Annotated in this window: 13 protein-coding genes and 1 pseudogene; 10 read left to right on the top strand and 4 right to left on the bottom strand. The window is 68.8% G+C overall.

Going from position 1 to position 12,192, the window contains the following annotated elements; translation table 11 throughout:
* Positions 1-161 precede the first annotated feature (161 nt).
* Together ACH34W_RS41040 and ACH34W_RS41035 are read left to right on the top strand one after the other, a co-directional pair.
* Entirely contained in the window at positions 162-398 is a 237-nt protein-coding gene (locus ACH34W_RS41040; RefSeq protein ID WP_395966603.1) for a hypothetical protein, read from the top strand.
* A 258-nt stretch (positions 399-656) separates the two neighbouring features.
* Entirely contained in the window at positions 657-1,448 is a 792-nt protein-coding gene (locus tag ACH34W_RS41035; protein ID WP_395966602.1) for a recombinase family protein, read from the top strand.
* A gap of 129 nt (positions 1,449-1,577) precedes the next feature.
* On the opposite strand, the gene ACH34W_RS41030 is transcribed toward ACH34W_RS41035, so the two are convergent.
* Complete coding sequence (locus tag ACH34W_RS41030; RefSeq protein ID WP_395966601.1) at positions 1,578-3,014, bottom strand: amidase; 1,437 nt, start codon at positions 3,012-3,014, stop codon at positions 1,578-1,580.
* Positions 3,015-3,108: 94 nt separating this feature from the next.
* Between ACH34W_RS41030 and ACH34W_RS41025 the strand changes: the two genes are divergently transcribed.
* From ACH34W_RS41025 to ACH34W_RS40995, 7 genes and pseudogenes are all read left to right on the top strand, one after another.
* Positions 3,109-3,744, top strand: coding sequence for a TetR/AcrR family transcriptional regulator (locus ACH34W_RS41025; protein ID WP_395966600.1), 636 nt, complete (start codon positions 3,109-3,111; stop codon positions 3,742-3,744).
* A gap of 361 nt (positions 3,745-4,105) precedes the next feature.
* Positions 4,106-4,816 (top strand): TetR/AcrR family transcriptional regulator, encoded by a 711-nt coding sequence (locus tag ACH34W_RS41020; RefSeq protein WP_395966599.1) that lies wholly within the window; start codon positions 4,106-4,108, stop codon positions 4,814-4,816.
* A gap of 68 nt (positions 4,817-4,884) precedes the next feature.
* Positions 4,885-5,556 carry an enoyl-CoA hydratase-related protein gene (locus tag ACH34W_RS41015; protein ID WP_395966598.1) on the top strand — a complete coding sequence of 224 codons (672 nt, stop codon included), beginning with the start codon at positions 4,885-4,887 and terminating at the stop codon, positions 5,554-5,556.
* A gap of 64 nt (positions 5,557-5,620) precedes the next feature.
* Entirely contained in the window at positions 5,621-5,866 is a 246-nt protein-coding gene (locus ACH34W_RS41010) for a hypothetical protein (protein WP_395966597.1), read from the top strand.
* 9 nt (positions 5,867-5,875) lie between these two features.
* Positions 5,876-6,988: pseudogene (locus ACH34W_RS41005) on the top strand (molybdopterin-dependent oxidoreductase); the annotation flags it as partial.
* 454 nt (positions 6,989-7,442) lie between these two features.
* Entirely contained in the window at positions 7,443-7,898 is a 456-nt protein-coding gene (locus ACH34W_RS41000) for a molybdopterin dinucleotide binding domain-containing protein (RefSeq protein WP_395966737.1), read from the top strand.
* A gap of 19 nt (positions 7,899-7,917) precedes the next feature.
* Positions 7,918-8,055, top strand: a complete 138-nt coding sequence (locus ACH34W_RS40995) for a peptide deformylase (RefSeq protein ID WP_395966736.1) — start codon at positions 7,918-7,920, stop codon at positions 8,053-8,055.
* 258 nt (positions 8,056-8,313) lie between these two features.
* Here the strand turns inward: ACH34W_RS40995 and ACH34W_RS40990 are convergent, their stop codons facing one another.
* The 3 genes from ACH34W_RS40990 to ACH34W_RS40980 all read right to left on the bottom strand — a co-directional run bounded on the left by ACH34W_RS40990 (position 8,314) and on the right by ACH34W_RS40980 (position 11,046).
* On the bottom strand, positions 8,314-9,255 hold the full coding sequence (locus ACH34W_RS40990; RefSeq protein ID WP_395966596.1) for a helix-turn-helix domain-containing protein: 942 nt from the start codon (positions 9,253-9,255) through the stop codon (positions 8,314-8,316).
* Positions 9,256-9,299: 44 nt separating this feature from the next.
* On the bottom strand, positions 9,300-10,322 hold the full coding sequence (locus ACH34W_RS40985; RefSeq protein ID WP_395966595.1) for a zinc-dependent alcohol dehydrogenase family protein: 1,023 nt from the start codon (positions 10,320-10,322) through the stop codon (positions 9,300-9,302).
* Between the two features lie 286 nt (positions 10,323-10,608).
* Positions 10,609-11,046 carry a nuclear transport factor 2 family protein gene (locus tag ACH34W_RS40980; protein ID WP_395966594.1) on the bottom strand — a complete coding sequence of 146 codons (438 nt, stop codon included), beginning with the start codon at positions 11,044-11,046 and terminating at the stop codon, positions 10,609-10,611.
* Positions 11,047-11,265: 219 nt separating this feature from the next.
* On the opposite strand from ACH34W_RS40980, the gene ACH34W_RS40975 reads away from it, so the two are divergent.
* Positions 11,266-12,192: an RNA polymerase subunit sigma-70 gene (locus ACH34W_RS40975; protein ID WP_395966593.1), complete on the top strand. Its 927-nt coding sequence runs from the start codon at positions 11,266-11,268 to the stop codon at positions 12,190-12,192.

Raw genomic sequence — 12,192 nt, 5'->3', positions numbered from 1 at the left:
GTTCCTCCTGCTTCGCAGTGGAGCCGCTGGTCTCTTGCGCGGCCGCCACATGGATCTCAGACCGCACATAGTTCTGGTCCACATGCGACAGACGGCCGCGAGTCAGTCATGCCGGCAGGAAGAGAGCGGTCGCCTCGGACATCGGCGCGGCCAATTGGGGGTTGCGTACCAAGAGCAGCCTCGGCCGGATCTGCTGCGTATGCGGATCAACAGACAGGGTGCAGATGCACCACGTCCGCCACATCCGCAAGATGGGTAACAAGGTCACCGGGTTCACCCGGACCATGGCCGCCCTGAATCGCAAGCAGATCCCGGTTTGCCACGGGTGCCACGTGAAAATCCACAACGGCGCCTACGACGGCATGGGGCTGGCTGACCTCGCCAGGAGGCCAGCATGACCGACAGAGGAACCCTCCTCACTACCGGAGAGCCTGATGCCTCGAAAGGGGCACGTCGGGTTCGGAGGGAGGTGGTCGCGTTCCATCCTGTGGGCGCGGCCACCCACCCTACTCAGCGGCGGGCTCTGGAATCGGTGTCAGCAGACATGCCCGGGAACAGGCCCGCGATGTGGCGTGGAGGCCGGTTCGCCGTGCCGGTGGCGTTCGGGTGCGGTGGCCGGGACCTACCACACCGGCCGGTTCGTGAAGGTTCCCCGCTTGGCGAAGCTGCTGCGGGTCCAGACGCCGGCTGATCGGGGACCGGGGCAGCCGTGGCGGCCGGGGACCCCTCCGCCCGCGCCGATCGACCCCGACCGGCCGACCGCCGACATCCGGATCGGCTACGCCCGCTGCTCCTCCCTCACCCAGGAGCTCCAATCGCAGCTGGACGCGCTCGCCCGCCACGGCATCCCGCGCGAGGAGATCTTCTCCGAGAAGATCTCCACCCGGGTGAAGGTGCGCCCGCAGTTCGAGGCCGCGCTCGCCGCCGCCCGCGAGGTGAAGGCGCACGCCCCGCACTGCCGGGTCATCCTCACCGTGTACGAGATGAAGCGGCGGGGCCGTGACGCCGCCGAGCTCACCGCGCTGGCCGGCCATCTCACCGCGCACGGGCTGGTCCTGGAGATGCTGGCCGGGCCGCTGGCGGGGACCTACGACCCGTCCGGGCCGGGCCGGATGCTGTTCGGGTTCTTCGCCGCGATGGCCGAGACCGAACGCGAAGCGATCCGCGAGGCGACCCTGGAGGGCCTGGACGCCGCCGCCCGCAAAGGCAACCACGGCGGCCGCCGCCCCGTGATGACCGACGACATGCTCCACACCGTCCTGCGCCGCAAGGCCGCCGGCGAACGCGTCGAGGACATCCGCAAGGACCTGATCATCCCCACCGGCAAGAACAAGGGCCAGAACCCCTCCCTGGCCAGCATCTACCCGGCACTCGCCGAGCACGAGAAGGCCAGCGCCCACCCCGAGGCCGTGGAGCAGGCGCACGCGGACTTCGCGGCCCTGACGTAGCGGTCCTTGTCCCCTCAACCGCCCGGGCCGGCCGGGCCTGTCGCCGTCATCACGGCCAGGGCAGCAGATCGGCGCGCCCGCAGCCCGCGGCGACAGGCAGGAACGCCTCGGGGACTGTCGTAGCACTGCCTACCGCGCGGCCGCTGGGACTTCCGGGCGAGGGTCGATCGGTGTGAGCACTCCGAGGCGGTCCTCGACCTCCTGGGCGGCATCCAGGCACAGGTCCTCCCGAAACGCGCGCCCGACGATCTGCACGCCGGACGGCAGGCCGTCGGTCACTCCGGTCGGTACGGCGACCCCGGGTACGCCCGCGAAGCTGGTCACCGTGCACAGGCGCATGCCCGAGCCGACTCGTTCCCGTCCTGCCTGGTCGCGTGACTCCAGCCCCGGCTCGACGGCCGGCTCTGTGAACACCGGCCCGAGCAGCAGCGGGTACTCGTCGAGGAACTCCGCCCAGGAGCGGCGGATGCCCAGCCAGACCCCCATCAGCTGCATGAACTCCGCTGCGGTCGCGGGTGGGGTCTTCTCCATCGTCATCTCGATGTAGCGATCTCCGCCCTCGCCGAGCAGTGTCCGCACCACCGGCCAGGTCGGGGCAAATTCGGTCACGACGATCCGGTGGTACGCCTCAAGTGCCTCATCCAGCCGCGGAACGTCCGCCATCTCCCGCACGTCGTACCCGGCGTCCCGCAGCGCGCCGGCCGCGGCCGCGACAGCACCGCGGACTGCGGAGTGGACGCCGTGGCCGCCGGGATCGACGACGACCGCGACCTTCACCGGTCCCGGCAGCGGCTCACCACGGACGGGCACCGGTACGGCCCGCGGGTCCCGCGGGTCGGTCCCGGCCAGCGCCTCGTATGCCAGCCGCAGGTCGGCGATCCTGCGGGCCAGGGGCCCGTCGGTGACCAGCATCTGTGAGGCCGGTCCTGGGTCGTCCGGGCCGAGAATACGGTGGTCGGCGGGGAAGCGCCCGGCGGTGGGCTTCAGTCCCACCACGCCGCAGAACGAGGCCGGGATTCGTACTGATCCGCCGGAGTCGTTGCCGAGCCCGAGCGCGGCCATGCCGGTGGCTACGGCCACTCCGTCGCCGCCGCTGGAGCCTCCCGGAGTCCGGCTCCGGTCCCACGGGTTGACGGTGTCGCCGAACAGTTCGCTGCGGGTATGCATCCCGGCCAGGATCAGGGTGGGTATGTTGCTGTGCCCGATCGGTATGGCTCCGGCGGCACGCAGCCGGGCCACCGGGGGTGCGTCGGCCGTCGCCACCAGATCGCGGAAGCGCGCGATTCCCATCGTGGTCGGCACACCTTCGACGGCGGTGGTCTCCTTCACCGTGAACGGCACCCCTGCCAGAGGCCCCAGCTCTTCGCCTGCGGCCCGGCGCAGATCCGTCTGCGCCGCGGCTTCACGGGCGCGCTCGGCCATCAACTGCGTGACCGCGTTGACCTGCGGGTTGACGTCGGCGATGCGATCCAGGTGGCTGTCGACCAGTTCGACAGCCGATACGTCTCCGTTCCGGACTGCCTCTGCCTGGGCTGCGGCCGGCATCTTCCATAGGGCATCCCGCACGATTCTTGTCCTCCCCGTTCATATGTCGAAGCGCTCGCATCGGAACCATAACCCAGAAGCGATACGCTCGTATCGGAAAAGGAGGCGCCCGAACATGCCCAAGCAGGTGGACTACGAGAGCCGACGCCGACGGATCGCCGAGGCCGTCTGCCTCCTCGCTGACGAACACGGACCTGAGGGGGTGACCATGCGCGACGTCGCCACCCGAGCGGAGGTCTCCCTGGGTGCCGTTCAGCGTTGCTTCCGCAACAAGGAGGAGATGCTCCTGTTCGCCGTCGACCACGTCGGCGAGCGCATCACCGAACGTGTACGCGCCCGCCTGTCCAGCAGCCCGGCCCGGTCGGCCGCTACCGCCCTTGGCCACGCGGCCACCGAGATCGCCCTGCTCCACAGACAGCACCGCGCCGAGGCACGGGTGTGGCTCGCGTTCGTTGCCCAGGCCGCCGTCAGCGAGCCACTCGCCGCCAAACTCAGAATCAGTTACGCGGCTCTCCAGGGCCTCCTCGTCCGCCTCATCACGGAGGCTAGCGAGAGCGGCCCGGCCGACGATGACCCTGCGACGTTCAATCCGCAGCGCGAGGCCCGGGCCCTGCTCGCCCTCGCGGACGGCCTGACCAGCCATGTGCTCATAGGGCACCTGACCGCTGAGGAGGCCGAGGACGCCCTGCACGCGCATTTGGTCCGCCTCTGGGAACGCCTTCACACCAGCCGTCCCGGAAAGGACGTCTGACACTCGTGGCACTGACCGCCTTGCGCGTGCCGTGGCGGCTGCGCCTGCCTACCGGGTACGGGGAACTGTCACGGGCGCGAGATCGAGCCGCTTGTCCATCTCCAGCCGGAACGTGCCGTACGGGTTGATGTTCACCGTGCATAGGAGTACGGACAGCACGACGATCCGAAGTCCTCTGCAATCCGGTTCATCACCCCAGGTCGACTGTCCAGGGCACTACGGAAATCGACAGCGTTTCCGGATGGTGCCGTGCCGTGATGCGTCTTCCCTTCGTGTGTAGATCTGGTCCGCCGGCGATGAGGCCGGGGAGCGTCGGTATTCACTGTCAGTAACAGAGCGCGTGTTCTGTTACTGTTGGGGTATGGCACGACCACGGATTCACGATCTCGACCTGGTGCTGGACGCCACCGAGCGGCGGGTGGCCGAGCTGGGTCCCGGCGGCGTCACCGTCCGGAGCCTGGCGGCCGTCACGGGAGTGTCGAACGGGGCGATTTACCACGCGTTCGGGTCGCTGCCAGCCCTGCTGGGGCGGGTATGGCTGCGTGCGGCGACCGACTTCCTCGACCAGCAGGCAGCGCTGGTGGAGGTGGCGTTGAGCTCGGCGGGACCGCAGGCCGAGGCGGCGGTGGACGCCGTGGTCGCGGCGGCCGACGCGCCCGCCCGGTTCGCGCTGCGCCGTCCCGCGGCGGCCCGGATGCTGATGACCGTAAGCCGTGAACAACTGCTCGGCCCGCAACTGCCTGAGGAGTTGGCCGATGAACTGCTGGCGCTGGACAAGCGGTTGCTAGCCCTGCTGTCCCGGCTGGCCCGTGGCCTGTGGGACCGGTCCGATGCGCCGAGCGTCGCCGTGATCACCTTGTGCGTGGTCGATGTGCCCACCGCCGTGTTCAGTCGCGCCCTCACCGCGCCCGCCGCCCACCGCGCCGCTGAGGGAACCGCGCTCATCGACGCCGACAGCCGTGAACGGCTGGAGGCCGCGGTCCGCGCGGTCCTGGCCATCCCGCCGCCCGGTTGCCGCGACCGGACCGAGACCACAGGCCCCCGGCCCGAGACCACAGGCCACCAGCCCTAGGCCCCCGGCCGCGGCCGTGACCTACCACCACCCCGGACCCTGCCTATCTGAGCTTTGAAGGAGTCGCCATGCCCACGCTCGACCGCCACGACGGTGTTTTCATCCTCGATCTGGGGGACGGCGAGAACCGTTTCCACCCCGATTGGATCGCCTCGGTCAACGCGGCGTTGGACGAGGTGGAGAAGTCTGAGGGATCCCGGGGGCTGGTGACCGCCGCCACGGGGAAGTTCTTCTCCAACGGCCTGGATCTGGACTGGCTGGTCGCCCACGCCGACCAGCACCAGGACTACGTCATCGGCGTCCACGAGCTGTTGGCCCGGGTGCTGTCGCTGCCGGTGGTCACGGTGGCCGCCCTGCAGGGGCACACCTTCGCCGCCGGCGCGATGCTCTCCCTGGCCCACGACTTCCGTGTGATGCGCGCCGACCGCGGCTACTGGTGCCTGCCCGAAGCCGACATCGACATCCCTTTCACCTGGGGCATGTCCGCGCTCATCCAGGCCCGGCTGGCCCCGCAGACCGCGCACGAGGCCATGACCACCGCCCGCCGCTACGGCGGCCACGACGCCCTCGACGCCGCCATCGTCGACCGCGCGGTGGACCAGGACGCCGTGCGCCAGACCGCGGTGGATATCGCCCAGTCCCAGGTGGGCAAGGCCGGCACCACCCTCGGCACCATCAAGACCCGCATGTACGCACCCGCTCTGGCGGCCCTGCAGGACAAAGACAACCCCCTTGGCTGAGGCAACGGCCGGCCCGCACCCGAACCGGCGCAGACGCAGGCCTGTCGATGAGCAGGAGGAGCAGATGATGCACCCGGCCGAGGCCACCTGGCACAAGAGCGCCTGCATCCTGTGCGAGAACAACTGCGGAATCCAGATCCAGACCGAGGGCCGCCGATTCGCCAAGATCCGCGGCGACAAGGACCATGTGTCCAGCCACGGTTACACCTGCAACAAGGCCCTGCGCCTGGACCACTATCAAAACGGCGGACGCCGGCTGACCAGCCCGCTGCGTCGCGAGCAGGACGGAACGTTCACCGAGGTCAGCTAGGACACCGCGATCAGCGAGATCGCCTCCCGGCTGGCGGCGGTGCGCGATGCCCACGGCGGGAAGAGCATCTTCTTCTATGGCGGCGGCGGGCAGGGCAACCATCTGGGCGGCGCCTACCGCCAACCTTTGCAGCACGCTCTGGGAGCGCGGTACCGGTCCAACCCGCTGGCGCAGGAGAAGTGTGGCGAGGCCTGGGTCGACGCTCATCTCACCGGCGGTCACACCCACGGTGACTTCGAGCACGCCCAGGTCTCGGTCTTCATCGGCAAGAACCCGTGGCAGAGTCACGGCGTCACACGCGCCCGGACAGTGCTGAAGGAGATCGCCAGGAACCCCGACCGGACCATGATCGTCATCGACCCCGTCCGTTCTGAGACCGCCGACCTTGCCGACATCCATCTGCAGGTCCGGCCCGGCACTGACGCCTGGTGCCTGGCGGCCATCGTCGGCGTCATCGTTCAAGACGACCTGCTGGACCACGACTTCGCCTCCGAGCACCTCAGCGACCAGGCTTGCGTCCTGGACGTCCTGCGCAGGGTCGAGGTGAGCGCGTACGCAGAGGTATGCGGCATCGCCGAGGCGACCCTCCGCCAGGTGGCTCACCGCATCGCCACCGCCGGCAGCGTCTCCACCTATGAGGACCTCGGTGTCCAGCAGGGCCCCAACAGCACCCTCATCTCCTACCTCAACAAGCTCATGTGGCTGCTGACCGGCAACTTCGGCAAGCCCGGCGCGATGCAACCCCACACCTGGTTCGCGCCGCTGGGCCGCTACGACACCGACGTGCAGCGCACACCGGTCACCGGCACGCCCATGCCCGCAGGGCTCGTGCCGTGCAACGTCATCGCCGCCGAGATCCTCAACGATCATCCGCAGCGCTTCCGCGCCATGGTGATCGATTCTTCGAATCCCGCTCACTCCCTCGCCGACTCCGCGGAGTTCAGGCGGGCCCTGGCGGCGCTCGACCTGGTGGTCGTGGTCGACGTCGCCCTGACCGAAACCGGGCGGCTCGCGCACTATGTGCTTCCGGCCAGCACCCAGTTCGAGAAGTGGGAGGCGACGTTCTTCAACTTCGAGTTCCCCGGCAACACCTTCCAGCTGCGCGCTCCGGTCCTGGACCCGCCGCCCGGGACCCTGCCCGAGCCCGAGATCTACAGCCGCCTCCTCCAAGCCCTAGGCGCGGCCCCCCGACACAAGGTGAAACTCCTGCGAGCGGCGTTGCGACTCGGCCGCCCTGTTTTCAAGGCCGTCGTCGCGGCCATGATCGCCGCCGACCGGTCGACCCTGGCAATGGCTCCGTATCTGCTCTACCAGACCCTTGGCCGCGCGCTGCCCGACGGCGCGCAAGCGGCAGCGGTGCTGTGGGGGCTGGCACTGCGCGTGTCCCGGGAGTACCCCGACGCCATGAGACGCGCCAGGCACCGCTCCGCCGACGACCTCTTCACCGCCATCCTGGACAACCGCTCCGGCGTCACCTTCACCCTCGACCGCGCCGAAGACGCATGGACCCACGTGCGCCACACCTCCGGCCGCATCCCACTGCACATCCCCGAACTCCTCGGACACCCTCGCGGCTTTGCCCGACACCCCGACCACGCACACCAGCGACGACTACCCCTTCGTCCTGGTCGCCGGGCAGCGGCGAGCCTTCACCGCCAACACCATCTTCCGCGACACCACCTGGCGCCGGCGCGACCCCGACGGTGCGGTGCGCATCAGCCCACCAGACGCCGAACGCCTCCACATCTCCGACGGAGACCACGTCGTGATCACCACGGCCCGCGGCCGCGCCGTGAGCAAAGCCGAGATCGACGACCGGCTCCAACCCGGCCACGCCTGCCTGCCCAACCAGCCACAACACGACCCGATCGCGAGCCGCTCAACCGAACAGGCGTGGCGCTCAACGAACTCACCGACTCCCGACGACGCGACCCCTTCTCCGCCACTCCCTGGCACAAACACCTGCCAGCGCGCATCGAACGGCTCGACCAGCCTCCCACCGCCGCCGAAACACCCGTCTAGGGTCTCGTGACAGTTGAGCCAGACGCCCGATTCATGGGCCTGGTCGCCTCGCCCGCCTGGTCGGCCACGAGATCGACCACCTGCACGGACGCCTCTACACCGACCGGATACAGCAGGGCGTCGACCCGATTCCGGTCGAGGCCTACCGCGGCACCGGCCAGGCCTAGGCCTACCAACGCTGAACGGGTCCCCAAGAAGAGCGCCGGAACTTGGCGGGTTTCCCGGACGCCACAAGACACCGGCGGCGGCGTGCAGTCGCTGGTTTCGCGCAGGATGATGGCGCCGCGCGCCGACCTGCGCTGACCTGCCCAGCGGTGACGCCGCGGACCCGGCCGTGGCGGTTTCGGCGATCTCAGTGTGCGACGACGCTGCCGCAGCCCTCGTGGGGCCCGGTGGATGCCCCGGTCACCAGAGTCAGCGCCATGTCAGTCCTCTCCCTCCTGCGCGACGGACTCCCTGCCAGTTGCTTCTTGTGGGGAGGGAGGCGCTGTTTGTTGGTCCCTGACCGGTGGCTCTGTGGGCGCGTTCCGGCTTCCGAACTCTTGGGTGGCTGCCCAGCTGGCGAGAAGGGCCAGCCTGTCGGCGGACGGTGAGGCCTCTTCGACGCTGAACGTGCAGATGGAGAGGCCTGGTTCGCCGGGCAGTTCGAAGACGTCGAAGGTGACGTCGATCTCGCCGACTTCGGGGTGGCGGTAGATCTTCTGGCCGGTGCGGTGCTCGTGCACGTCCTGCTCGGCCCAATCCGTGCGGAACTGCGGGCTGAGCGTGGAGAGCTCCCCGATGAGCGCGGTGAGGTCCTGGTTGAGCGGGTCGCGTCCGGCTTCAAGCCGCAGCATCGCGGCGATCATGCTGCGGGCAAGGGGCCAGTCGACGTAGAAGTCTCGAGCGCGGGGGTCGAGGAAGACGAACCGGGCCAGGTTCGGCTTCTCGGCCTCAAAGTGCGGGGCGTACAGCGCGCGGCCCATGAGGTTGGCGGCGATGAGGTCCTGCTGGGCGTTGACTACGACGGCAGGCACGGCCATGTTGTCCAGGACCCGTTGCACCGAGGCCCGCAACGACGGCTTGGCTCGTCGCCGGCTGCGCGCGGCCGGGGTGCGGGCCAGGTCGAACAGGTATCCGCGTTCGACGTCGTTGAGTTGCAATGCCCGCGCGATGGCGTTGAGCACGCTCTCGGAGGCGCCGCGGATCTTGCCGCGTTCGAGCTGGGTGTAGTAGTCGACGCTGACGCCGGCGAGCATGGCGACCTCTTCGCGGCGCAGGCCGGGCACGCGCCGTTCGCCGCCGAAGTCGGGCAGTCCCGCCTGGTCGGGAGTCACGTGCGCGCGGCGGGAGATCAAGAACTCCCGCACCTCGTCCTTCCTGCTCATGTCCTCCACCGTAGATCTGGGTGAACGCTCCGGTCGGGGCAGGGTCAGACGGTCAGCAAGACCTTGATGGCGCGACGCTCATCCATCGCCGTGTACCCCTCCGCGGCGTCCTCCAGCGGGAGGGTGAGGTCGAAGACCTTGCCGGGATCGATCTTGCGGTCCCAGATGAGCTGGATGAGCTCAGGCAGGAACCGGCGCACCGGCGCAGGGCCGCCGTGAACGTGGATGCCGGCGAAGAACAGTTCAAGGCCAGGGATCACGACGTCGTAGTTCACGCCCACGAAGCCCAGGTGCCCGCCGGGCCGGGTCGCACCGATCGCCTGCATGGTGGACTCCTGCGTGCCGACCGCCTCGATCACGCTGTGGGCGCCGAGCCCGTTCGTCAACTCCTTGATCTTCGCTACGCCCTCGTCGCCCCGCTCGGTGACGATGTCGGTCGCGCCGTAGAAGCGGGCAAGCTTCTGCCGTTCGGGGTGGCGGGACATCGCGATGATCCGTTCCGCGCCGAGCTGCTTGGCGGCCAGGACACCCATCAGGCCGACCGCCCCGTCACCCACGACCGCGACGGTCTTGCCCGGGCCTGCCTCAGCGGCGACGGCACCGAACCAGCCGGTGCCGAGCACGTCGGACGCGGCCAGCAGCGACGGGATCAGCTCCGGGCCCGGCTGCCCCGGTGTGGGAACAAGCGTGCCGTCCGCGTAGGGGATGCGTGCCCACTCCGACTGGGTGCCGATCGCCTGCGACACAAAGGAGCCGTTCACGCACTTGGACTGGTGACCCGACCGGCAGATCTCGCACGTGTTGTCGGAGATGACGAACGACCCGACCACGAAATCGCCGACCTTGAGGTTCCTCACGTCCGCGCCGATCTCCTCGACCACGCCGACGTACTCGTGCCCCATCACCTGGTGGTCGGCCGGTTCGATACCCCGGTAAGGCCACAGGTCCGACCCGCAAATACAGGTCGCCGTCAACCGGATGACCGCGTCCGTCGGCTCGATGATCCTGGGATCCTCGCGCTTCTCCACCCGCACGTCGCCTGCGGTGTGCATCACCACGCCCAGCATGAACGTCCCCTCGCTGCTCGTTCGCCGGCACCCACGCAGGCCGACAACGATTTCGTCAACGGCGCGCCATCCGCGCCCTTCACGATCCATCGAACCCAGCGAACGCGCTCACTGGCAGGGGCTGACAGCACCCCCCAGCCGGACCAACCCCCCCAGATGTGCTCATCCCCGACACCAACTGAGACCTATTGTTCACCTTAAGTGAAGGTTGTGCCACGCTCCGTGTGATGAGTTCCGGCGGCCTCGTCAGTCGGCTGACGTGCCGGTCGATGCCCATGGCGTTCTGTCAGGTGGCTCGGCGCCACAGGAGGGTCATCTCGTTGCTGGCAAAGCGCCAGCCGTCCGGAGTGCGTACGGCGGTGTAGGCCGCGCGCAGGCCGGTGGTGAGGAACGGGCCTTCATCGGGGCGGTAGAAGTGCACAACGGTGTTGGCGATGACGTCTGCCTTGGCGCCGTCCACGTCGATGAGCACGTCGGAGGTCACATGCTGGGTGTGCTGGGTGTCGGTGCTGTTGCGGCGCACATATGCGATCAACTCGTCGAGGCCGTGCGCGGTCCCGCGCGGGCTGCGTAGCACGATGTCGGTGGTGTACAGGCGGTCAAGGTCGGCGTAGCGGCGGTCGTCCTGCCAGCTGAGCCGGTTGTCGTCCAGCCAGTGGTTCATGCGGGCCAGCAGGTCGGCGATCTCCATACGGTCCGCCAGATGAGCCTGTCCGGTCACCATTCCTCTTTCATTGGCTAATCCAACATTGGGAACGCCAACAATAACACGTGCTCCAGCCTCCAATCCTTCGCGGTGGGCAAGATCGGCCTGCGATCCGCGATCGCGGTGGCGCACGAAACCATGACCTGAACTTCAGAAAGTGACCAAGTTATCGCTTACAGCAATGGTTGTGAGAATTTCATCGCGGCACCGATGAGTTCGCCACGATGAGAACGTTCTATGCACATGACAACGGACTTCACCCGGCAGGCCGATCAATACCGCCGGGAGCTCCACGTGCACTGCTACCGCATGCTCGGCTCATTCACCGATGCTGAGGATGTGGTGCAAGAGACGCTGGTCAAGGCCTGGCGCAACCGCGAGGGGGTCGATGGCGGCCCCGGCTTGCGGGCTTGGCTGTACCGCATTGCGACGAACGCCTGCCTGGACGTGATACGACAGCGGGAACGCCGTGCCTCCACGGTGCGCTCGTACGCCGACGTCCCCTGGCTGCAACCGTACCCCGACCGGATACTCGATGAACTCCAGCCAGACGCCGTCGTGGTGGCGAGGGAGACGATCGAGCTGGCGTTCTTGGCGACCATCCAGTTGCTGCCCGCTCAGCAGCGCGCAGTGTTCGTGCTGCGTGAGGTGCTGGACTGGTCCGCGCGGGAGACGGCGGAGGCACTGGGCACGAGCGTGGCCGCGGTCAACAGCGCCCTGCAGCGGTCGCGCGCCACTCTGCGCGGGCGACTCCCGAAGCACGGCCTCGACACGCCCGTCACCGAGCCGAGCGAGGAGGAGCGGGCGCTGCTGGCCCGCTACGTCGACGCCCACACCAGGTGCGACGTCGCCGCGTTGGCCGCGCTCGTGCACGACGACGTGCGGGTCACCATGCCACCCGAGCCACTGTGCTACCAGGGCCGCGACGCGATGCAGCCGCTGTTCGAACGCGCCTTCGGCTCCGAACGCATGGGCGACTGGAAAGTGACGCCCACCGCAGCCAACCGGCAGCCGGCCGCCGCCTGCTACCTCCGCCGACCCGGCGACACCGTCTTCCGCGCGGCCAAACTCGACGTCCTGCGGGTCGAGCAAGGCGCCGTCGCGGAGTTCACCACCTTCGGCGCCCGCTACTTCCCCGCCTTCGACCTCCCGGAGACCTGCTGA

Source organism: Actinomadura sp. 6N118, from assembly GCF_044326415.1.
Lineage (GTDB): Bacteria > Actinomycetota > Actinomycetes > Streptosporangiales > Streptosporangiaceae > Spirillospora.
The sequence above is the reverse complement of the archived record's forward strand: the minus strand, read 5'-3'. Positions and strand labels throughout refer to the sequence as shown.